Here is a 21,464-nt window from a genome sequence, read left to right as displayed (position 1 = left end):
TGGTTAATAAATAGCGACATCTGGTCGCTATAGAGGGTTAGATAGCGAGGATATGTCCTCTACTTTTAAGGTTGTCAATTTCTTTACAAAAGGTAATAGATTTAAGTCTGCTTATTGTGTTTGTCCAATCAAAGTCATTTGTGAGAGGTTGGAACTGAAACCCATCAAAAAGAAGATTCACATTGTTTATTAGTTCTCGTTCAACGACTAAATTGGAACGCGTTCCGCAGTGCTCAATGTTTTGTAGTAGAAGAGCATTTGTTCCGAAGCTTAAGCTCCAGCAGGCAAAAGCCAGTTGCTCTAGTGTCATCGGCATTGGAGGAGATATTTCGTTTCGATCTAGGGATTCTTGGAAAATTGAGACAATAGGGCCAATGAGCTTCCCTTCAAGTAATAGATGCTCTTCTTGTTTTGATGCTGATGCTTTATCCGTAATGTTGGATGTTTTAGCAGTAAGAACCAACATGAAAAGTGTTGGGTGTAATTTTGCATAAAGCATATAAGCAAAATGAATGGCTAGGCCCTGCTCTCTAGGCAGTCCATCAAACTGACGTGCCCTGTTAAACAGCTCAGCGAGAATGCTCATGCCGCGGTTACATAAACCAAGCAGAATATCTTCTTTACTATTGAAATGGTTGTAAATGGTACCTTTTGAAAACGGTAGTTCTTTTACCAACTTATCAATAGTAAGGGCGGCAATACTTTCGCGTTGAATGAAAGCATGCGCACAGTCTAACAGAGTGTTCTCTCTCTCTACCTGTGTTTTGATATCTAGAATACGTGGAGTCATAAATAATTCTTTTAGTGACGATTCGTCAAAAATAGCCCAAAAGAACATAAATGTAAAATAAATTAATTTTTAAGGCTACGCTGTAAGCCCCTATCGGCCATGATTCGAGTAGAAATTTCTTCTATAGAAAAGGTTGTTGTATTGATAAAAGGGATTTTCTGAGAAGCAAAGAGTCGTTCAACAAATCTAATTTCAGTATCGCATTGGTTGAGTGAAGAGTAGCGGCTGTTAGGGCGGCGCTCGTGTCTAATCGCGGTTAACTGGAAAGGGTCGATGGTTAAGCCGTAAAGCTTGTCTTTAAATGGGGTTAGGCAGGCGGGTAGGCCATCGCTTTCTAAGTCATCTTCCGTAAGAGGGTAGTTTGCTGCACGAATACCAAATTGTAAGGCCATATAAAGGCAGGTAGGTGTTTTGCCACAACGGGACACGCCTACCAAGATAATATCAGCTTCGTTATATTGTTTTGTTCTCGCTCCATCATCATTGTCTAGTGCAAAGTTTACTGAGTTTATGCGATCTTTATAGCGGTCAGACTCGACAATGGCGTGTGACTTTCCTACTGAATAGGAAGACTTTGTGCCAAATTCATGTTCTAGAGGCTTGATAAAAGTTGAAAAAATATCAATTTTTAGGGTGTCACACGTGTTTAAAATTTGGCGGATTTCATCATTTACAATAGTGTCGATAAGGATAGGTCTTAAACCGTCACTTAGCCCCGCAGCAGTAATGTTTTTAACGGCCTCCATCGCTTTGTCGGGTGTGTTTATATACGGCAGCGTGATCTTTTCGAACTCGATCTCTTCAAACTGCGCGAGTAGGCTGTCACCAAGTGCCTCTGCTGTAATACCTGTCCCATCAGAGATAAAAAATACAGTACGTTTCATGAAATTCTCTATGCTAGTTTGAGCCACTATAGCAAATATGATGGGGGGCTACAGCTAGAAATGGCACAATGATTTACGTCCGATAATTATGGTATTATTTTGCTGTTTTCAATAGGAAATAAGGCCATTTGTTGTATTCAATTATATTGCTTTAGATGATGTAAAGCCGATGAGTTATTTATAAATTAATGCATATAATTTTACTGACGCATGAACGAGAGTTACAAAAGAAGACTAACACTGGGCAACTAGTAGAGGCGCTCAGTGGCTTAAACGTAACGCGTATAACATGGAAAAGAACATCTCCGGACCCACTATTACTTAGGTGGATAAAAGAAGGTAATGTTGGTTTGTTGTACCCTGCAAAAGAGCTGAGCGATGAAAATGCTTTAGATGATAGTCCTGAAGCTTGTGATTTAAATCTGCATTTGAATCCTGAAAAGGCTGCTTTACTATCAAAATATATATTGATTGATAGTACATGGCAGGAAGCGCGCAAAATTTTTAATCGCAGTGTCTACTTGCGTATGCTCCCAAGAGTTACTTTGATACCCACTGAGGTGTCTATATTTACATTACGGCGGAATCAGGTAGAAGGTGGGTTGTGTACAGCAGAAAGTGTGATAGCTTTATTGCGAATGAAGAAGCACAATCTTCTTGCAAATAAACTGGAAACGGATTTTCATGCATTTATTGGTCGTGTAGTTGACTCATCTACATAAAAGCAGTTTTAAGATGAGCTTAGGTTTTATTATTTCTTAATTATTAACGTATGCTGTGCTGACGTTGCGCTGAAATGAAAAAGATAATCAACGTGTCGGTTGGATAGTAAGGGGAGGCAAGCTTTGCATAATTACGTATTACGTCTTGATCAGGCGGGTATGGGTGATGTTGATATAGTTGGCGGTAAAAACGCATCATTAGGCGAAATGATAAGCCAGTTAAGCTCAGCTGGAATAAAAGTCCCAGGAGGATTTGCTACCACAGCAGATGCATTTCGAGATTTTTTAAACTTTAGTGATCTCAAAGAAAAAATAAACAGTGTTTTGCAACAGCTAGATACTAACGATGTAGTTGCCTTAGCTAAAACAGGGGCTGAGATCCGTCAGTGGATAGTTGATGCTCAATTACAGCCAGAGTTAAACCTCGCTATAGAAACTGCATACGCCGAGTTATCCGCTGGCCAAACCGATCTAGCCGTTGCTGTACGTTCATCCGCGACAGCAGAAGACCTACCTGATGCCTCTTTTGCGGGACAACAGGAAACCTTTTTGAATATCCGTGGCGTAGAAGAAGTTAAGCAAGCGGTCAAAGAAGTATTTGCCTCTCTTTATAATGATCGTGCTATTTCTTATCGTACGCATCATAACTTTGAACACCATGAAGTTGCTTTGTCTGCCGGTATACAGCGAATGGTGCGTAGTGAAACGGGTGCTTCTGGCGTCATGTTCACTATGGATACTGAATCAGGCTTCAATCATGTTGTATTTATTACTGCCTCGTATGGTTTGGGTGAAACGATTGTTCAAGGTGCTGTAAATCCTGATGAGTTTTATGTTTATAAGCCTACATTGAGGCAAAAGATTCCTGCAATTTTGAGGCGTACCTTAGGGTCTAAAGCGATCAAAATGGTATATGCAGGTGATGGCTCGACAGCAAAATCTGTGAAAACAATTAATGTAGAAAACAGTGAGCGAAACCGCTTTTGTATTAATGATAGTGATGTACAAGCGTTAGCTGAGATAGCTGTCACTATAGAAAAACATTATGACAGGCCGATGGATATTGAGTGGGCTAAAGATGGTGATGACGGCCATCTCTATGTTGTTCAAGCAAGACCTGAAACGGTGCGCAGTAAAGATAATGGAAATGTGATTGAACGTTACTTATTAAAAGAAAAAGGTAATGTATTAGTTGAGGGGCGTTCTATTGGGCACCGTATTGGCTCTGGAGCTGTGCGCTTGGTGTCTGATATCTCTGAAATGTCAAAAGTTCAGCCCGGAGATGTACTCGTTACTGACATGACAGACCCTGATTGGGAGCCTGTAATGAAGCGTGCAGCGGGCATCGTTACTAACCGAGGTGGGCGAACATGCCATGCTGCAATTATTGCTCGGGAATTAGGTATTCCTGCCATAGTGGGTTGTGGTGATGCAACAGATCGGTTGCGTGATGGACAGGTTGTCACTGTATCGTGTGCAGAAGGTGATACAGGGCGTGCCTATGAAGGGCGGTTAAACTTTGAACACCAAACTAACAGCGTTGAATCAATGCCAGTGTTGCCGTTTGATATAATGATGAACGTAGGCAACCCTGATCGCGCATTTGATTTCCAATCATTGCCCAATGCTGGTGTAGGTCTTGCTCGTCTTGAGTTTATTATCAATCGTATGATTGGGGTTCACCCTAAAGCATTGCTCAATATGGATGAACAACCTCATGAAGTGCGTCAAGTGATTGAGCGGCGTATTTCTGGTTACGATGGGCCTATAGAGTTTTATATCGCCAAGCTGGTAGAGGGTATTGCAACACTGGCGGCCGCTTTTTATCCTAAAAAAGTTATCGTAAGAATGTCTGATTTTAAATCTAATGAATATGGGCATTTGATTGGCGGTGACCAATATGAGCCGAGTGAAGAAAACCCAATGCTAGGGTTTAGAGGGGCGGCTCGATATATTTCTGATTCTTTTCGGGATTGCTTTGAACTCGAATGCCGTGCATTGAAAAAAGTTCGTGATGAAATGCGCTTGACCAATGTAGAAATAATGATTCCCTTTGTTCGTACGGTTGGTGAGGCGAAGCAAGTCGTGGATTTGTTAGCTGAAAATGGTCTCAGGCGTGGAGAAAATGGGTTACGTCTTATTATGATGTGTGAAATTCCTTCAAATGCTTTATTGGCCGATGAGTTTTTGGAGTATTTCGATGGTTTTTCTATTGGGTCTAACGACCTTACTCAGCTCACATTAGGGCTGGATCGAGACTCTGGGGTAATTGCACACCTTTTTGATGAGCGTAATGATGCTGTTACAAAACTCTTAAGCATGGCCATAGACGCGTGTAAGGCCCAAGGCAAGTACATTGGGATATGTGGGCAAGGGCCATCAGATCACCCTGATCTGGCTAAATGGTTAATGGAACAGGGCATCAGCAGTGTTTCGCTTAACCCAGATTCGGTGTTAGATACGTGGTTCTTTTTGGCGAACCGTTCTTCGCATTAACCCTGCCATAAATTCTATATCAAAAAGGGGCTTTTGCCCCTTTTTACGTTAGTAGAGAACAATGAACGAATTAGAAGCTTGGCAGTACATCCTTATCGGCCTGTTGTTTGTTTGGAGTGGTTTTGTTCGTTCCGGGTTGGGCTTTGGCGGAGCCGTGCTATCGCTACCATTTCTTTTGCTCGTTCATAATGATCCGTTGATCTTTTTGCCCATTATTGCAGTGCACTTGCTTGTGTTCTCCGCTTTTATTGCTGTGACTAATCACAGAAGGAACGGTAAGCAAGCCTCTTTATCCAAGGTTGAATCTAACATTGATTGGCGGTATTTAAAGCGCTCATTAAAGATAATGATCGTGCCCAAGCTGGTGGGTGTTTTTGGTTTGTTAACATTACCAACAGAACTGATGGGCAGTATCATTTTCACGATTGTTATGGTTTATGCTTTTGGGTATGCCTTGAATAAGCCTTTTACCAGTAACAGCACAACATTAGATGCTAGCTTTTTGATGCTTGGTGGGTACATTAGTGGGACGTCTTTAATTGGTGCGCCTTTGATTGTTGCAGTGTATGCATCTCACGTGGCTAAGCACCAACTAAGAGATACACTGTTTGCTCTTTGGTTTATTTTGGTATTGATTAAATGTATCGCGTTCATTTGGGCCGGCATTGATTTTCAGTTGATACACCACCTATGGCTGCTTCCCTGTGCAACATTTGGGCATATCATTGGCATGCGTTTTCATGAAAAAATCATTCATGCAGAGACCCCTCTGTTTTTCCGCTTGCTTGGTATAACTCTAATTTTGGTTAGTGTTATTGGTCTGTGGAACGCGTGGAATTGAATAGAAAATTGATTAGTTCTACCGTATAAAATAAGTGCTGTTTGCGCTAGATAAGTAGAAAAAGTAGTTAAAGTCGAAGGGCTTTCTTCGTTTGTTAAGTTGCAACTCTATGACTACATTAAATGGGTGACGTGGTGCATTAGCATAGCGAAATTCAGATAATATGAGTTATGAGAAAGGACTGTATAAATGAGGATTGTCAGTAAGGCAGCTGTGGTGATACTCACGTTTAGTTGTATGAGTTCCTCCGTTGGCTCAGAAGCTGCGAGTAATGATGTCGCTGTTTATTTTGAAGATGCGAACAAGCTATATTTTCAAGATGATTTTGATGCTTCTATTGTCCAGTTGAAAAATGCCTTACAGGTGGATCCTCGTCATTTGCCATCATTGGTTCTTTCTGGTGAAGTATATTTAAAACAGGGAGATGCCAAAGCGGCTGAATATGTATTACAGCAAGCATTGCTCTTTGGCGCTGACGCTTCACTTATTACAATAAATTTAGCTAATACATATCTGCTGTTAGGCAAATATTCCAAGATTATTTCTGACCTTCCTATTGAGGGGCTGCCTCCCCGCATAAAAGTGGACCTTCTTGGGTATCGTGCTGAAGCCTATACATTGTTAGATGAGTTAGGGGAAGCGCGAGAGTCTATCGATGTGGCGCTTCGTGTAGACCCTTCAGCGCTCTTGCCTCGTCTAGCCAGTGTCATATTGCTTATTCGAGAGGGGGCTTACGAAGATGCTTTGAAAAACTCGCAACAGTTAATCATTGATTGGCCCTCTGACGCTCGCTCTTGGAATAGCCATGCTTCTGTTGTGCATGCGCTAGGTGATTTAAAGCTGGCTATTCGCACTTATGAAAAAGCGCTCATTTTGCAAGCTAGTCATGTTGATGCGCGCGTTGCAAAAATAGGGGCGTTAATTGACTTAGATCGGCTGGACGAGGCGAGTGTTGATTTAGGTTTTCTGAAAAGAGAGTCTCCTTATGAGCCACGTGCTGCTTACTTTCGGGGATTGTTACTGTCCAAAATGGGAAGTGATGAAAAGGCTCGTTTAGAGTTCGTTAGATGTACTGAAGTTATTGCCGTACTTCCTAAAGAAAAAGTGAGAGCTGATCCTCAACTCTTAATGGCCGCTGCGTTAGCGCATCATGCGTTAAAACAATGGGAGTCTGTTCGTACTTATCTTGAAATGTACTTGAGGAAAGTGCCTTCAGATATTGGTGCTCATAAGCTGTTAGCTGATGTTTTATTAGGGCAGGGTGAGCAAGAGCAAGCAATCAAATTATTGAATACTATCCGCCCACTCGCCAAAACTGATGCCAGTATCCTTACCATGCTTGCCGCGGCTTATAGCCAGACAGGGAGAGATGCCAGAGCGACAAAGTTACTCGAAGAAGCCGTTCTTTTTGGTAACAGCCTATATATTGAAACGCAGCTTGCAAAGAGTCAGTTGAAATCGGGAAGTGTCATAGAGGGCATGCAAGCTTTAGAAAGTATTTATGCCAAAGAGCCTACACAGAAAACAGCGTTTTTATTAACTGTTATGTATTTAAAACAAAAAATCTTTGATAAAGCTGAAGTGTCGGCACGAAGGTTAGTGAGTTTTTCTTCTGAGAATGCGACTTATCGCAATTTATTAGGGGTCGCACTCTTTTCACAAAGGAAAATGGATGACGCTAGAAATCAATTCGCTGCTATTTTGAAAGACGATCCCGCCTTCTCTGCTGCAAAAATAAATCTTGTGAAGATAAATATAGCAGAGAATAAGCTGCTTGATGCTCGTACCCAAATGAATGAGTTGCTGGCTTTTGTGCCTGAAAATACGACTGTGATGCTCCAAGTGTCGCGTCTAGAATATGTTTCTGGTAATCATACCGAAGCCCTTAAGTGGGCTGAAAAAGCATCAGCTCTAGAGTCTAAATCTTTAGAAGTCGTGCTTTATTTAGCCGATTTGTATGTGAGGCTAGGAATGTACGACCTTGCTGAAAATACAGTAAGAGCGGGTGTACAGAGTCATGCTGATAATTTGGCTGTGCTTTCGTTGTTAGGGCAAATTCAGGGAATAAAGAATGAACCTAAAGCAGCACAAGTGACATTTAAAAGAATGGTGAAAATTGCCGGATTTGATGCTGATGCATTATATAAAATAGCAAACTTGCAACTACGTATTAATGAAGTGGCGGATGCGCGTTACTCATTAACAAAAGCACTTCAAGGGCGGCCAGGTTTTTATCCCGCCGAAGTATTAATGACAGAGCTAAGTATTAAATTAGGCATGTTTGTTGGAGCAGAAAAGGCAGCGCTCAAATTGCAGGAGCGTTATCCGAACAACCCTATTGGGTTTCAGTTACTAGGTGATGTTTTCATGGAGCAGCTGCAGTTTGATAAGGCCGATGAGCAGTACATATTGGGTTTATCAATTAAACCCGTAAGCGCGTTGGTGATTAATCGTTTCAGGGCTTTAAAAGCACAGAATAAAGGTGATGAGTCTGGGGATCTATTAGAGTGGTGGCTTCAATCTTACCCAGAAGACACCACTGTTAAATTAGCCTTTTCTGAGCATTTACTTGCAGATAGTCAATATGAAAAAGCCGTTGATGTTATGCAACAGCTTTTGAGTAATTTTCCTGAAAGTGCATTATTACTCAATAACATGGCTTATGCGCTTTATAAATTAAATCATCCTGACGCTCTTGTTTACGCAAGGAATGCTTATAAAAAAGCGTCGGATATACCTCAAGTAGCCGATACCTTGGGGTGGTTGTTGGTTGAGTCAGGTAATGCAGAAGAAGGTCTGAAATACCTTAGGGAGGCGAGCTCTCGCCAGTCCAATGCTCCTGATATTCACTATCATTTAGCCGTTGCCCTTAAGTCCTTAGGGCGAGTTAAAGAAGCAGCAATATATCTTGATAAGGCGCTACTGACAGGTGTGGAATTTGAGGGAAGAGGTCAAGTTATTGTGTTAAAAGAAGAGCTTCAAGAAAAACTACAATGAAATACCTGTTTGAATATTTGTCTTTCTATATGCTTGTTTATTTATAACTAATTGTTTTTAAAGTAATTAAATTATATGGCTTTAAATAATCTTGTTTAAATTGTTTCGTGGTAGTAGTATGTCTTTTATTGGAGACAAAAAGAACAAAGTTGTAGGTGGTCATATGAACATTACAAAGTTTAAGATTGGATTATGTGCGGTATTGGCTATTACCAGTCTGAATGTAAGTGCATCTGTAAGCTGGAACTTTAAGACCTCATCAAATGGTGATTATCGCGTTTCAAGTACGACATCTGGAAGCTATAGTTTCTCTAGTGATAGTATTGGAGCGATGACTACATTGTCTGCTTGGTCTGCTCCTGTGTCGGGACCAAACCAAATTAGAAACGTTGATAGTTTACTTGCGCATAACCAGTACGGCTTAGTTATTGATCAGGATGGCTATGGCTCCGATGGTTCTGGATATGGTAATTCGGGTGGTGATAATCACGCCATAGATAATGGTGGCACTTACGAATTTGTCATGTTTGATTTTGCAGAAAAACAGTTTTCATTAGATGCTTTTAATATTGGCTGGCATGGAGGTGATTCTGATGTGACGGTTATGGCATATCAGGGCGGTACGACCGGTTCACAGCCTGCTGCAGATATAGGTGGTGTGAATTTATCAGGCTTATCAGCAAATGGTTGGAGTGTTATTAGCCATCACGCAAACCCGGGAACGGGCCAGGAAACGGTAAACAGTAATTTAGATACGGTTTATTCAAGCTATTGGATTATTGGTGCTTATATGTCGGCCGTTGGAACGGGCGCAAGTACAGGAGATTCGATTACTGATAGCAACTGGGATGGCATAAAATTGGCAGGTATTAGTGGTAGCGTAAGACCTCCATCAAATGAAGTTCCTGAACCAAGTACCTTGATATTGTTAGCGTTAGGTTTGGTTGTTATTGCGCGCAAAGCAAACTGGCATAAGCATACTTGAGAGCAGATAAGAGATTGTGTTTTTAATAAAACCGAACCAAGTAAGCTTCGGTTTTATGGGTAGCCGTCACTACTTCCCGTTAAATTTAGCGGGACGTTTCTCAACAAAAGCACTGACCGCTTCTAGATGATCATCTGTATTGTGGCACATACCTTGAAATACAGCGCATAAGTCTAAAAAATCTGCAAGCTCTTGACGTTGGGCTGCTTTCATCAAGCGCTTAGTAAGCCGTGTCGCTTGAGGGGGTTTAGCTGCTATTTGGCTTGCTAGTTTTAATGCTGCGGGCATTAGTTCTTCAGGGCTGACAACATCCATCAATAACCCCATAGCTTTAGCTTCATCAGCCTTAACTAGACGGCCAGTAAACGTCATGTCTGCAGCTTTTTGGTAACCAATTAGCCGTTGTAAAAACCACGCACCACCATCACCAGGGATGATTCCTAAGTTTACGAAAGTTTCACCGACGAGTGCTTGTGTCGAGCCAATACGCATATCGCACATACAAGTAAGATCAAATCCAGCCCCGATAGCAGCACCGTTGATCGCAGCAATAACCGGTACTTCGCAGTTATATACAGCCAGCGGGATTTTCTGTATTCCATTTCTGTACTTATTTTGTACTTCATATACGTCGCCACTGAATGCGCCGTCATGATGCTCGCCATCGCGCTCGAGCATCTCTTTTATATTCCCGCCAGCAGAGAACGCAGTACCTGCTCCAGTGATGACTAAAACAGACACCGCTTCACATGTGTTAACCCACTGAATAGTCGACAAAATATCATCAATTAAGTGAGTCCCTGTTAAGGCATTTCTAACATCGTCTCGATTCAAAGTTAAAACAGCAATACGGTTATCTAATTGTAAGGTTGCATCTAAAAGCTGAGGAATTTGATTAGGCATTTTTAAGTCTCGATTTTTTCTATAAGAATACGCGATATTTTGTTTTTAATTAAGGGTTTTCCTTTATTATTAAATGGTTGATTCAAACAGATGTTTTATTATCTAATGTAAGGGTAAAAAATTGCTTAATATCATATAGGGAGAGGGGAATAGAGATGAACGATACCGTTAAAGGGATTTCTATATTGACGGTTACCGCTGTCGCTATTTCATTGGTATTAAATCAAGACAATAAAGGCCTGAGCATGGCGTTTATAAAAGATAAAAGTGAGGAGCACTCTGACGTTTTAGAGTTGCAGCAAGCGATACTGAGAGGCGAAGACCCTACACGAAAACAAGAATCCACAGCTTCGGGTGAACAATTATTAAGCGAAAACGAAAAAGTAATACCTGCTAAGAGCAAGTAACCATTTCTTTCTTCAGCGTTTGCTATTACCACTTGAAGTGACAATAGTTTTGCCAATGTATCTATATGGGTAAGGTAAAAAAGCCTAATTCTTGTGAATTAAAGTGTTCTGCTAAAAAACCACCCTACTTACACAGAATCAAGCTTTGCTGTTGACTTTTGCCTATGTGGCGCCAGTACTTTTTTTAGGTAGTAAATTGATTAACTTGACTCTGCAGTGCGCGTGATAGTGTTGCTAGCTGCTCACTATTGTTAGCGGTAAGTTGCGCTCCTCCATGAGTTTGGTCAGCAATAATAGCTATGTTATTCAAGCTGAGACTCATTTCATCGGCAACTGAGCTTTGTTGATGAGCAGAGGAGGCGACAACCGTATTCATTTCTAGTATTTCTTGAACGTGCTCTACAATGCTGACGAGGTGCTGGCCAGCATTAGAAGCGCTCTGTATGCATTTTTGTGCTTCATTATGACTTTCTGACATCATACTGACCGCATTCTTGCATGCCTGTTTTAATTCTGAATTTAGTGTGTTTATTTGGTCTGTAGATTCTTGAGTGCGTTTTGCAAGCGCGCGTACCTCGTCAGCAACGACAGCAAATCCACGCCCTTGCTCACCAGCACGGGCTGCTTCAATAGCGGCATTTAAAGCAAGCAAGTTTGTTTGGTCAGAGATATCTCTAATAATTGATAAAAAACTTTCAACATTATTCATATCTTCTTCGAGTTTTATGATGTTACTTGCTTGGTTTTCGAGTTGACCTGCCAGCCCGTTGATGGAATTGATAGTTTCTAAAACGATGTTTTTACCTTCTTGGGCCGCTGCTGCTGCATGCACAGTAATATTCGCAGTTTGTTGGCTACTATCGGCCACATGCTTGGCTGTATTGGACATTTTATTCATAGAAGTGGACAGTAGCTGTGTTTCTTCACTTTGTTGCATAACCCCTGAGGATGTTTGCTCTGCGGTAGATGCCATCTGTTCTGCAGAGCTGAGCATTTGACTACTAGAGAGTCTCATTTTTTTAATCAGGTCTTGTTGGATATCGAGCGTGGCATTGATCGTTAGACCAAGATTGCCAAGCTCGTCTTGATTGGTGGTATTAATACGCTTTGAAAGATTACCTTTAGCCACTTCCTTCATGGTGTTACTCATACTAAGCAGTGGTCGAGTGATTGAGCGAATAGTAGAAATCGTAAGCCATGCAAGAAGAGGTGTTATAAGAATAATAAAAATGGCAGATTCAATTAATCGGGTAAGAAAATTATCGTCAATGTCATCTATATACACACCTGTACCAATGACCCACCCCCATGGCTCGAAAAGAGAATACTTGGAAAGCTTTTCTGAAGGGATGCTTTCACCAGGTTTTGGCCACATGTAATATTCAAACCCAGACCCATTGAGTTTGGCTCCGTTCACAATGTCTACAAATAATGGTTTCTTATCACTATCTGTGAATGTAGAAAGGTCTGTTCCATCTAGCCTTGAGTTGGTGGGGTGCATGACCATGCGCAGCTGCATGTCATTAATCCAAATGTAGTTTCCTTCGTCATAACGCATTGCCTTTACTGAAGCTAGGGCTCCTTTTTGGGCATCAAGCTTATTTAAAAGCCCATTTTTTTGTTGTGTCTCATAAAAGGCTATGACGTTAAACGCCATGTCTACCGCATTGCTTGACTGCATTTTTCTTTCAGATATTAAGTCATTTTTTAATTGCCAGAGATCGTAGGATTTTATCGAAATACAAAGAGAAGCAAAAATTAGGGTAATAAAAATGAGTTTGGATTTAACGGTCATGTTGGGTACAAACATAGAATAAACTCCACGCCAAAGGGCTACTGCTGTAAAGGAGTGCACGGTTTAATAATTTTTGTAATTTTTAATTTACAGTGCGCTTGAGGGAAGTGTAGCAAGGTTTGTATTAAATGCTGTTTCAAACAGTAGTTTTAATTGTATCTAATTGTATCAAAAGATTATTCGTCTTAAATGGGCGACGAAATTCTCAGTTCAACTAGTACTAAATAACTAGATTGTAAATAAAAAGACACATTTGGGCGTAAGCAAAAACTTTTCATAGTTTGCTGCTTGTTGATAAGGATTTTGGATAAAGTCAGCAAGATTTGCTAAATCATAGAGTGATAAGGTTACTTTTATCACATTAATGTTGTTGAAAGAGATGCACCTATGACAAACGAAGAGCAGTTTTATCACCAGCGTTTTGAACGTGTAATTGACTATATCTATAAACATTTGGATAAGCCGCTAGACCTTTACGTATTAGCTGACATTGCTTGTTTATCTCCTTATCACTGGCATAGGGTGTATAAAGCAATGTATGGGGAAACGTTGGCCGCTACAGTTAAAAGGCTACGTTTACATAAAGCTGCAGGCCATTTAGTCAATAGTCAAAAGAGTGTGGAAGAGATTGCAAAATCATCAGGCTATAGCAGTGTACAGTCTTTCAATCGAGCATTCAGTGATAGTCTCGGTTTGCCTCCTGCTCGTTATCGAGTTGAGGGAAACCATCAAATATTTAAACTTTCAAAAGATAGAGAATTAGTCTCTATTAAAGGTGTCGATATGTTACAGGTTGAAATAAAAGAGGTTGAGGCGATATCCCTAGCAGGTGTTGATCACACGGGGTCTTATATGGATATAGGAGGCTCGTTTGAAAAGTTATTTGCTTGGTTAGGTATGAAGCAGTTGATTTCTGAGCAGACCCGCTCGTTTGGCGTTTACTTTGATGACCCAGACGCAACTCCTGAAGAGAAATTGCGCTCGGCTGCATGTGCTACTTTATCTAGCTATGATGTGATGAGCTCAGACCCCGTGACGGAGTACGCAATAGGAAGCTGTGAATGCGCTGTACTTCGATATGTTGGCCCTTACTCAAACATGCAGGTCGCTTATCAATGGCTGTTTGGTGAGTGGCTACCTAACTCAGGCAGAGAATCTGAAAATGCCCCGGTATTTGAAGAGTACGTAAATGACCCAAGAACAGTGGCGCCGAATGAATTAATTACTGATATTTACTTACCCCTTAAGCGACAGTGATTATATGTAGGCAATAAAGGAAAATTGTTGTGCATTCGTGTTGTTAGTTTCTAAAGAGCGACCAAGACGACAGCTCAGAATAGATTTTTTACCGAACCAAATTAATTATCTAAAAGGCAGCTTTACGGCTGCTTTTATATTATTACATCTAAGCATAATGGCACCACTACGCAGGTAGTGGCGTTGTAAAATTACCACCTTATGATTTGTGCTTATCTATACAGTATATCTAGGCGTTGATGATGTTTGTGCTGGTTTTGTATCAATTCGAACGATATGAATGCTTGTATTGTCTCAAGGTCTGAGTTGAAAGTATAATGAAATCAGACAGATGGATGTCTGGCATGGGTAGTTATACGGACCCCGTATATCAATTGTTAACACGCATGCGCGGTTTGCCACGGAAGAGGCCTCTCTATTGCTAAAGATTTTCCTTCCTTTTCAAACGATCACGTCTGTTTTTTATTAATAACGGTAAGGGTAGATACACGGACCTCCGCATATACAAATGTAAGGGATTTAACATGGAAACAACAGGATTAATTATTTGTTTTATTGCATGGTTTTGGTCTGTCATTAGAGGGATACAAGTTTCATTTCTTTGCGTAGCATTGAATTTCTTTTTTCCACCGATATCACAAGCTATCTTCGCTTATTATGAGGATGAGATGAGGTATCCATTTATTGCTCTTGGTATTGGTCTAATTCTTATTTTTTTCGGAGGTCGATGAAACATAATAAGAATAAAAAACAGTTGGTTTTTGTTCCTTCGTCACTGTTTTAGCTTGTTAGTTGGGTAAGACTACGTCAATTTGGGGTAAGTATGTTATTCAGGTTTAAACGATTAGTAGCGCTATTAATAGATATAGTTATTGCTTTAGTTGTGGGGGGGCTATTATTGGGAGTAGTCGTGTTGGTGCTAGTTGTCGTTGATGCGGGAATTAATATCAATTTAACGAAGTATGCTAGCTTGATTGGAGCTGTGGCGTTTCTGTTTGGGTACATTTTAGTCAATTATCATTTCTTGCGAAATTATCAGGCCTCAGTGGGGAAGAAGTTGCTTGGTCTTAAAATAAGTGGTGCTACCGCTGTTCCAGTGCTTATGTTGCGCACGTTAATTCCGGTGTTAATCTCATATGTTGCCATCTGGTTGACTGTGGTTTCTTTCGTTAACTACGTTATTGGTTTTGGGCCTGCCAAAAAGTGTGGTCACGACTATTTGTTTAAAACAGAGGTTGTAAATGCATAACAAAATCTGTTATTGCGAAGCTTCTACGCATATTAATTCGCTAAGCATCGAGGCATATTCAGGGTTAATAGTGAATTGAATATCGGTATTAGCTAACGGGAGAGATACTTCATGGTTCAGACTCATAATGATGATACACGCTACTTTATCGAAATAGATTTAGATAGTTTAGAAATCATTCGTTGCGGTTTTGATCAAAAGAAAAACTTGGATAAGGGCCATCAAAACTGTGCTGGTATTCATCGACTGTTTTTAACTAAAGGTCAGTACAGTAAATTTGTTAGTCGTTGTGAGTCAGAGCTTCAGTCTATATTAGACGCATAACCGGAATTTGAAGCGGTAAGGCTAACCGTTTGCTCAGTTTTGCTTTATTGCACAATTGAGCTAACTGTTATCAACCCCCTAAATGGACGTGGTATGATTTCCATTATCACGTTCATCTGCGCTAATACCTGCTTTTTCTTTAAAGCCTTTTGCTAAAAACTGGATGAATTTATATATCGTATGTGGCCGGTAATGTCGGTGGTTTTTATGAAGTTAATTGTGGATTACTCACTGTGTATCGGTCGTTTTTTCTAGGCTACCGGCCCAGATTAGTGGCCTTAACGTTACAGGTATCTTCAGAAAAAGTGGCTTCCAAAAAGTCTGTTTAATTGTCTGAGCCAATAAAAGTTATGCTACTGTTAATTCTCTTGATCTCTATTTGTATTGGTAACAGGTACAGTATCGCTTCGGCTTGCAGTTAACCCACTAAACTGAAGGCTCGTAATAAGTCGAGAGCATTATGTCTATGAAAAATCTGCTGCGTGTAAACAATGAGAAAATTTAGTCATTTTATAGTTCTGGCTGTAATACCTTTATTGTGTGGGTGTGCTGATAAGGTCAATTCTTTAGAGGTGACCGCTACGGCATATACCTCAAGCCCCCAAGAAACAGACTCTACGCCTTCGCTTGCAGCATGGGGAGACACCCTTAAGCCAGGGATGAAGTCAATCGCGGTTTCAAGGGATCTCATTAAAATTGGGCTCACTCATGGTGTTGAGGTGTCCATTGAGGGGATGGAGGGGAAATATAAGGTGCTTGATAAAATGAATAAGAGATGGAAACAAAAGATAGATATCTATATGGGTAAAGATATCAAGAAAGCCAAAGAGTGGGGGAAAAGAAAGGTCACAATTCAATGGACGAGTGAACCATCATAATAAAGGGCACTCACAAATGCAGTGCGTTCTGCTGCGCTTCATTGGCGATCGATAATTTATAGTATTGATTTAATGTAAGTTATTTATTAGCAAACCACTGCTCAAGAAACTCTACGCATTGCACCAGTTTAGAGGGGACAAAATGTCGTGCAGGGTACAAGGCGTAAAGCGTAAGATTGGGCTTCTTTGACTTTTCTAAAACTTCAATAACTTCTCCCTTTTCAAGTGCTTCACGGCAAACAAAGTCTGGAATTAGTCCAATGCCTTGATTGCGTTTAATGGCTTCCATCATAAAAACCGTACTGTTAACCCGTAATGTCCCTTTAATGGCAATACCGTCTTCAATAGGCCAAACATTTTTCCCTTGGAAATAACTGTATACGAAGCAATTATGCTCTTTAAGGTCTTGTGGCAAGTTAATAGCAGGGTGGTTCTTTAAATATTCAGACCCTACACATACGCGATATTTGAAACAGGTCAGTGGGCGGCCGACATAATTCGTATCGATTGGTAGGCTGGAGGCTCGAAAGCCTAGATCAAAACCTTGTTCAACCAGATCTACACTTTCATCTCCTAGATGAATATCTAGCTCAATGTCCGGGTAAGCCTGCATAAAATCGGCAAACAACGTAGATAAATCGATGATTCCAAGTGCCATAGGAGCGTTGATTTTTAATTTGCCGCGTGGGTTCTGCTGAAGGTCTTGCACAAAGTTGTCTGCTTCATCTAGCTTTTCTAGTATTTCCCTTGCTCGTTGCAAATAACCCACACCTACATGGGTCAGCTGGACATTGCGTGTAGAGCGATGCAATAAGCGAGCGCCTAGTGAGTCTTCAAGACGGCTAATCTCCTTACTTATCATGGATTTAGATGTATTTGTTTGCTCTGCAACACGTGTAAAGCTACCCAAATCAGCCAGACGTATGAATAGTTGCAGCGCCCGTAGTTTGTCCATAGAAGGTAGTATCCAATGAAGTAATGATAAGCAAAAGTTTGTTTCTATTATGGAAACAGTAGGTTTTAATTATAGCTATATATGTAGACAAAAATAAAGATCAAACTCCTCCTTGTTGTCGTTACTCATCTTTCAAGCGGCACGCAATTAGCTAAACCATTTAAACAATAATGAGGATAATACTATGTACACGTTATATTACTTTCCTGGGGCCTGTTCTCTAGCAACTCAAGTGGTTATTCACGAGCTGGGCCAATCGGTGGACATTATCGACAAGCAGCAAGTGAGTGATTTTAGCGCTATCAATCCCGCGGGTATGGTTCCAGTACTTGTCGATAACGGAAAAACACTTTTGGAAGGAGCCGCTGTGATGTTATATCTGCTCAATAAACATCAGAGCAGCATGCTGCCTGCCACTGGACGAGGGCGTGAGCAAGCCATTCAAAATATCATGTTTGCCAATGCCACAATGCATCCTGCCTATAGTCGTTTATTTTTTATTGCTCAGAACATTGCTGATGAGAAGGCTAAACAGTCATCCTTTGATACAGCAGCCCAAGCTATTACCCGTCTATGGCAGGTCGTAGAGCAACAGCTTGTTGGGCAAGACTTCCTTGGCGGTGACCAGCCTTCAGCCGCGGATATTATGCTGACTGTGTATTCACGTTGGGGGGCAAGTTTTCCTGTAGACATTTCAATGGGAAACAACACCATAAAAATGTTGGATGCCGTACTTGAAATGCCGAGCTTTCAACGTGCTCTTAGTGCTGAACAGCGTCAATCAGCTGCGTAGTGCTACCGTCTGCGGTGGCTCAATATTATCTATGGGAGAGGGAAGCTTGCATGAAAAATGCGACATATAGCGGTGATTTTGGCTCAAATGAATTTGAATTAATAATGAGTTTAGTTCGAGACTATTTTGATGGCTTGCACTATGGCGAGGTATCGAAATTGAGAGCCATTTTCCATCCGGATGCGTATCTTAACGCGCCTAGTTTACGACGTAGTCTTGAGCAATGGCTCGACGCTGTTGCTAATCGACCAATACCTAACCAGCAAGGACAGGCTTATGATTTTAAACTACTGTCCATTGAAGTAATCAAAGATCAAGCAATGGTAAAGCTGGAATGCCCGTTATTTGATCACTTTTATATAGATTTTCTGAGCCTTCTTAAGGAGAACGGGCGCTGGTTAATCGTCAATAAAATGTACTCTGATTTACGGGAAGGCCATTGATGAAAATACTAAAGATAGAAATGATCCACGATGTGGTGTGTTCTTGGTGCCCAATAGGGTAAACAAACCTATAACAGGCTATGAATGAGTTGCTTATATTTTTATTGATCGCCGGCTCTCATTCGGTTGAATGTTTTGAGAAGACAATAATAGGACTGACTGCAAAACAACAGTTTAGCTTTGCTGTTGCAAGCTAACTCACTAATATAAGAGAAAAATTATGCCATACGTAAATATTAAAATAACCGATGAAAATGTCACTCAAGAACAGAAACAGGCTCTCATACGAGGTACCACCCAATTGCTAGTGGACGTGTTAAACAAAAATCCGACAACTACCTTTGTGGTGATTGATGAAGTGAGTACCGATAATTGGGGCATTGGTTTCGATCAAGTAACGAAACTACGCCAATTAGCTTAAACATAGAGGGCATCTTATTACGGTCTTCTCGGGGAGCTTAGTTGTAGCTATCTGCATTTTGCTCCCCAAAAACATTCAGTAAATATGAAGGTATAAATGTGAATAGTACTTTTTTTTACGCATCAATTATGTTCGTTGCAGGTCTTGGCATTCCTTTGATGGCTGCGTTAAATGGTGGCTTGGGCGCTAAGCTTCAAAGTCCTGCATTGGCAGCTACAATATTATTTATAGTTGGGTTGGCTGTTTCGGTTACGTATCTTTTCGCAGTAGAGGGCGTATCTACTGGGCTATATAAAGCAAATATTCCATGGTATTTATACTTTGGCGGATTTTTTGTCATGTTTTATATTTTAAGTATTACAAGTGTCGCACCTCATTTTGGCATTTCTAATGCGGTTTCATTTGTATTGCTTGGTCAGCTAGTGGCTATGAGCTTTATCGACCATTATGGGCTTGTAGGTGCGCTGCAGTATTCCCTAACACCTAAGCGGCTGATAGGCTTAGCCCTAATGGGAGTAGGTGTGTTTATGGTTGTTGGTCGCTCAACAAGCGCATAAATCTAGCATAGAGCAGGTCTAAGTAATTAAACAGGTTTTGCTTAATGTAGACATTAACGCTTCATTTAGAGGCGTTAATGAATGGACTATACTTGAGCGAAGTGAGCGGTTCTCTGTATTCAGTACTGCCCGTATGATTTCATGACTTATTTAATCTGAAATTCCATCAATAACTTCAGTATTAAAGTATCGAATTGTGGGCGACGAATTTAAAGTAGCTGCTAATTCCTTCATTAACCCAGTTTCAGTTCTCCAATTCAAATAAGCATGATAATCATCGATGGATTGCCATTTTTCATAGAAAATTACTTGATTAGTATTTTGTTCACTATGAATGGAGATGCTAATGAATCCTTTATAAATTTTAGTATCGGGTAAATTCTTAGTTAATAGACTTAGTAATTTTGACTTCCCCTCTAGCTTTACGTCGGCTTCCAGTATGACAGTAATACTCATTTTATTTCCCTTTTTGTAACAGCAATTAAAGGCATCATCATATGTTTTTTTAAAAACGCCTCTACTCCTAAAAAGTCAAAAGTATTCATTTTCTGTCAAAACTAGCTATTTATATTTGTTTTGGAGTTTTTCCATAGATTTTTCTATAGGCTTTAATGAAATGTGACACATTGCTATAACCAACTTCAAGCGCGCAGTTTGTTACGTTTGAACCATTATCTAAGAGCTTTCTTGCCTCCGACATCTTTTTATCTATTAACCATTGTTTAGGAGGTTTTCCATATTCTCCTTTAAAATCTCGGTTAAATGTTGATAAGCTTCGACCACTCAGGTTGGCAAAGTCTGCAATGGTAAGGTTTTTGTTGTAATTTTCGAGCATGAGAGAAGTGATATTGCGTTTTCTTTTGTATTGCTCAGACATATAAAGCGTTTCGATAATGTTGCTACGATTATCTATGCTGATGAGATGTAAGAACTCCAGTATCTTGATTTTTAGAATCTCTCGATTATTTTCTGAACCTGAGTAAACCTCTTTTAACGCGTTAAAATAACAGCTTATATTTACGCTTGTGTGTAGTTTGCAAATAGTTGGTGCTATTGATATTTCCTTTTTACTACTTTCAACTTTTTTTCTCAAAAACAGATCGAATATGCTGTGCTCAATAAAAATAAAATAGAGCTCAATATCATTATTTATGGTAACAAAATCAGAAATAAGGTAAGTATCTCTAGGCATAAACAGCATTTCGCCAGACTGGGTGGTTATAGCGTTTCCTTCATTAGTTTGTACTTTTACTTTTCCTCTCAAGACATACATAAAGCAGTGAGACGTTGCTATTTTTTCTTGGTTTAATAGGTTACTTGTTAATTTTTTAAATAATATGCATGACTGGTCATCATGCAATATTATATTTATCCCTGGATAAGTGTATAGGGCTTTAGGTATTTCATGATTGTCCATTATTATGGGTAAATTAAAATATTCAATAATAAAATAACTAACAAGAATGAGGTGTCAAAATATCTGATATTTAAAAATATAGTAGAGTTGAATATTAAGAATGCAAAGCGCTTTCTTTGAGATAAGAGGTTGATTTTTCTATTTTCAACTAACGGCATCTCAAAGGCGTAATAGCCTAGCGAATAAAAAAAGGACGTCTAGGCGTCCTTTTTTATTATCTTGGCTCGGATAAGCATATATGTAATTCTTCTTCTGGAAAGACAATTAGTCAGCCACTAGGTCGAGGCATGACGCGTCCACATCGGCATTAACATAAGCCATGCCCAGTTTATGTAAGTATTCCAAACGGT

21 protein-coding genes are annotated in these 21,464 nt (G+C 40.2%); 14 read left to right on the top strand and 7 right to left on the bottom strand.

Annotated features, from left to right (window positions below; genetic code table 11):
* Positions 1-37: 37 nt before the first annotated feature.
* Positions 38-790, bottom strand: coding sequence for a TetR/AcrR family transcriptional regulator (locus QZZ55_RS04415; RefSeq protein WP_293265737.1), 753 nt, complete (start codon positions 788-790; stop codon positions 38-40).
* A gap of 62 nt (positions 791-852) precedes the next feature.
* Positions 853-1,674 carry a pyruvate, water dikinase regulatory protein gene (locus QZZ55_RS04410; RefSeq protein ID WP_293265735.1) on the bottom strand — a complete coding sequence of 274 codons (822 nt, stop codon included), beginning with the start codon at positions 1,672-1,674 and terminating at the stop codon, positions 853-855.
* 188 nt (positions 1,675-1,862) lie between these two features.
* On the opposite strand from QZZ55_RS04410, the gene QZZ55_RS04405 reads away from it, so the two are divergent.
* The 5 genes from QZZ55_RS04405 (at position 1,863) to xdp1 (ending at position 9,715) form a co-directional block, all read left to right on the top strand.
* Positions 1,863-2,396, top strand: a complete 534-nt coding sequence (locus tag QZZ55_RS04405) for a tRNA-uridine aminocarboxypropyltransferase (protein WP_293265733.1) — start codon at positions 1,863-1,865, stop codon at positions 2,394-2,396.
* A gap of 123 nt (positions 2,397-2,519) precedes the next feature.
* Positions 2,520-4,892 carry a phosphoenolpyruvate synthase gene (gene ppsA, locus QZZ55_RS04400; RefSeq protein ID WP_293265731.1) on the top strand — a complete coding sequence of 791 codons (2,373 nt, stop codon included), beginning with the start codon at positions 2,520-2,522 and terminating at the stop codon, positions 4,890-4,892.
* Positions 4,893-4,953: 61 nt separating this feature from the next.
* Complete coding sequence (locus QZZ55_RS04395) at positions 4,954-5,733, top strand: sulfite exporter TauE/SafE family protein (protein ID WP_293265729.1); 780 nt, start codon at positions 4,954-4,956, stop codon at positions 5,731-5,733.
* Positions 5,734-5,922: 189 nt separating this feature from the next.
* Positions 5,923-8,730, top strand: coding sequence for an XrtA/PEP-CTERM system TPR-repeat protein PrsT (gene prsT, locus QZZ55_RS04390; RefSeq protein ID WP_293265727.1), 2,808 nt, complete (start codon positions 5,923-5,925; stop codon positions 8,728-8,730).
* A 163-nt stretch (positions 8,731-8,893) separates the two neighbouring features.
* Positions 8,894-9,715: an exosortase-dependent surface protein XDP1 gene (gene xdp1 / locus QZZ55_RS04385; protein WP_293265725.1), complete on the top strand. Its 822-nt coding sequence runs from the start codon at positions 8,894-8,896 to the stop codon at positions 9,713-9,715.
* A gap of 69 nt (positions 9,716-9,784) precedes the next feature.
* Here xdp1 and QZZ55_RS04380 read toward each other — a convergent pair whose 3' ends face one another.
* Entirely contained in the window at positions 9,785-10,618 is an 834-nt protein-coding gene (locus QZZ55_RS04380) for an enoyl-CoA hydratase-related protein (protein ID WP_293265723.1), read from the bottom strand.
* A 155-nt stretch (positions 10,619-10,773) separates the two neighbouring features.
* On the opposite strand from QZZ55_RS04380, the gene QZZ55_RS04375 reads away from it, so the two are divergent.
* Positions 10,774-11,025, top strand: coding sequence for a hypothetical protein (locus tag QZZ55_RS04375; RefSeq protein WP_293265721.1), 252 nt, complete (start codon positions 10,774-10,776; stop codon positions 11,023-11,025).
* Between the two features lie 184 nt (positions 11,026-11,209).
* On the opposite strand, the gene QZZ55_RS04370 is transcribed toward QZZ55_RS04375, so the two are convergent.
* A complete protein-coding gene (locus QZZ55_RS04370; protein ID WP_293265719.1) occupies positions 11,210-12,835 on the bottom strand; it encodes a methyl-accepting chemotaxis protein in 1,626 nt (541 codons plus the stop codon).
* A gap of 372 nt (positions 12,836-13,207) precedes the next feature.
* Here QZZ55_RS04370 and QZZ55_RS04365 point away from each other — a divergent pair, with 372 nt between their 5' ends.
* From QZZ55_RS04365 to QZZ55_RS04350, 4 genes are all read left to right on the top strand, one after another.
* On the top strand, positions 13,208-14,077 hold the full coding sequence (locus tag QZZ55_RS04365) for an AraC family transcriptional regulator (protein ID WP_293265717.1): 870 nt from the start codon (positions 13,208-13,210) through the stop codon (positions 14,075-14,077).
* 823 nt (positions 14,078-14,900) lie between these two features.
* A complete protein-coding gene (locus QZZ55_RS04360; protein WP_293265715.1) occupies positions 14,901-15,326 on the top strand; it encodes an RDD family protein in 426 nt (141 codons plus the stop codon).
* A gap of 111 nt (positions 15,327-15,437) precedes the next feature.
* Entirely contained in the window at positions 15,438-15,650 is a 213-nt protein-coding gene (locus tag QZZ55_RS04355; RefSeq protein ID WP_293265713.1) for a hypothetical protein, read from the top strand.
* A gap of 491 nt (positions 15,651-16,141) precedes the next feature.
* Positions 16,142-16,528 (top strand): hypothetical protein, encoded by a 387-nt coding sequence (locus QZZ55_RS04350; protein WP_293265711.1) that lies wholly within the window; start codon positions 16,142-16,144, stop codon positions 16,526-16,528.
* A gap of 79 nt (positions 16,529-16,607) precedes the next feature.
* Here the strand turns inward: QZZ55_RS04350 and QZZ55_RS04345 are convergent, their stop codons facing one another.
* Complete coding sequence (locus QZZ55_RS04345; protein WP_293265709.1) at positions 16,608-17,483, bottom strand: LysR family transcriptional regulator; 876 nt, start codon at positions 17,481-17,483, stop codon at positions 16,608-16,610.
* 184 nt (positions 17,484-17,667) lie between these two features.
* Here QZZ55_RS04345 and QZZ55_RS04340 point away from each other — a divergent pair, with 184 nt between their 5' ends.
* From QZZ55_RS04340 to QZZ55_RS04325, 4 genes are all read left to right on the top strand, one after another.
* The gene (locus QZZ55_RS04340; RefSeq protein WP_293265707.1) at positions 17,668-18,276 is read left to right on the top strand and encodes a glutathione S-transferase family protein; all 609 of its coding nucleotides are present in this window, start codon (positions 17,668-17,670) and stop codon (positions 18,274-18,276) included.
* Positions 18,277-18,326: 50 nt separating this feature from the next.
* The gene (locus QZZ55_RS04335; protein ID WP_293265705.1) at positions 18,327-18,719 is read left to right on the top strand and encodes a nuclear transport factor 2 family protein; all 393 of its coding nucleotides are present in this window, start codon (positions 18,327-18,329) and stop codon (positions 18,717-18,719) included.
* Between the two features lie 220 nt (positions 18,720-18,939).
* Positions 18,940-19,140 carry a 2-hydroxymuconate tautomerase family protein gene (locus QZZ55_RS04330; RefSeq protein WP_293265703.1) on the top strand — a complete coding sequence of 67 codons (201 nt, stop codon included), beginning with the start codon at positions 18,940-18,942 and terminating at the stop codon, positions 19,138-19,140.
* Between the two features lie 98 nt (positions 19,141-19,238).
* On the top strand, positions 19,239-19,697 hold the full coding sequence (locus tag QZZ55_RS04325; protein WP_293265701.1) for a DMT family transporter: 459 nt from the start codon (positions 19,239-19,241) through the stop codon (positions 19,695-19,697).
* Positions 19,698-19,847: 150 nt separating this feature from the next.
* Here QZZ55_RS04325 and QZZ55_RS04320 read toward each other — a convergent pair whose 3' ends face one another.
* Entirely contained in the window at positions 19,848-20,153 is a 306-nt protein-coding gene (locus tag QZZ55_RS04320; protein ID WP_293265699.1) for an antibiotic biosynthesis monooxygenase, read from the bottom strand.
* A 109-nt stretch (positions 20,154-20,262) separates the two neighbouring features.
* Positions 20,263-21,114 (bottom strand): helix-turn-helix domain-containing protein, encoded by an 852-nt coding sequence (locus QZZ55_RS04315; RefSeq protein WP_293265697.1) that lies wholly within the window; start codon positions 21,112-21,114, stop codon positions 20,263-20,265.
* Positions 21,115-21,464: the final 350 nt, after the last annotated feature.

The organism is Neptunomonas sp. (assembly GCF_016744175.1).
Classification (GTDB): domain Bacteria; phylum Pseudomonadota; class Gammaproteobacteria; order Pseudomonadales; family Balneatricaceae; genus Neptunomonas.
Note: the sequence above shows the minus strand (reverse complement) of the source record. Positions and strands in the feature narration are given on the sequence as shown.

Bases quoted from the DNA above. Each gene is read 5' to 3' on its own strand.
- QZZ55_RS04335 (WP_293265705.1), top strand. From the start codon at position 18,327: ATGAAAAATGCGACATATAGCGGTGATTTTGGCTCAAATGAATTTGAA.
- QZZ55_RS04360 (WP_293265715.1), top strand. From the start codon at position 14,901: ATGTTATTCAGGTTTAAACGATTAGTAGCGCTATTAATAGATATAGTT.
- QZZ55_RS04355 (WP_293265713.1), top strand. From the start codon at position 15,438: ATGGTTCAGACTCATAATGATGATACACGCTACTTTATCGAAATAGAT.
- prsT (WP_293265727.1), top strand. From the start codon at position 5,923: ATGAGGATTGTCAGTAAGGCAGCTGTGGTGATACTCACGTTTAGTTGT.
- QZZ55_RS04410 (WP_293265735.1), bottom strand. From the start codon at position 1,674: ATGAAACGTACTGTATTTTTTATCTCTGATGGGACAGGTATTACAGCA.
- QZZ55_RS04405 (WP_293265733.1), top strand. From the start codon at position 1,863: ATGCATATAATTTTACTGACGCATGAACGAGAGTTACAAAAGAAGACT.
- QZZ55_RS04345 (WP_293265709.1), bottom strand. From the start codon at position 17,483: ATGGACAAACTACGGGCGCTGCAACTATTCATACGTCTGGCTGATTTG.
- xdp1 (WP_293265725.1), top strand. From the start codon at position 8,894: ATGAACATTACAAAGTTTAAGATTGGATTATGTGCGGTATTGGCTATT.
- QZZ55_RS04365 (WP_293265717.1), top strand. From the start codon at position 13,208: ATGACAAACGAAGAGCAGTTTTATCACCAGCGTTTTGAACGTGTAATT.
- QZZ55_RS04330 (WP_293265703.1), top strand. From the start codon at position 18,940: ATGCCATACGTAAATATTAAAATAACCGATGAAAATGTCACTCAAGAA.
- QZZ55_RS04320 (WP_293265699.1), bottom strand. From the start codon at position 20,153: ATGAGTATTACTGTCATACTGGAAGCCGACGTAAAGCTAGAGGGGAAG.
- QZZ55_RS04375 (WP_293265721.1), top strand. From the start codon at position 10,774: ATGAACGATACCGTTAAAGGGATTTCTATATTGACGGTTACCGCTGTC.
- QZZ55_RS04340 (WP_293265707.1), top strand. From the start codon at position 17,668: ATGTACACGTTATATTACTTTCCTGGGGCCTGTTCTCTAGCAACTCAA.
- QZZ55_RS04380 (WP_293265723.1), bottom strand. From the start codon at position 10,618: ATGCCTAATCAAATTCCTCAGCTTTTAGATGCAACCTTACAATTAGAT.
- QZZ55_RS04315 (WP_293265697.1), bottom strand. From the start codon at position 21,114: ATGGACAATCATGAAATACCTAAAGCCCTATACACTTATCCAGGGATA.
- QZZ55_RS04415 (WP_293265737.1), bottom strand. From the start codon at position 790: ATGACTCCACGTATTCTAGATATCAAAACACAGGTAGAGAGAGAGAAC.
- QZZ55_RS04370 (WP_293265719.1), bottom strand. From the start codon at position 12,835: ATGTTTGTACCCAACATGACCGTTAAATCCAAACTCATTTTTATTACC.
- QZZ55_RS04395 (WP_293265729.1), top strand. From the start codon at position 4,954: ATGAACGAATTAGAAGCTTGGCAGTACATCCTTATCGGCCTGTTGTTT.
- QZZ55_RS04350 (WP_293265711.1), top strand. From the start codon at position 16,142: ATGAGAAAATTTAGTCATTTTATAGTTCTGGCTGTAATACCTTTATTG.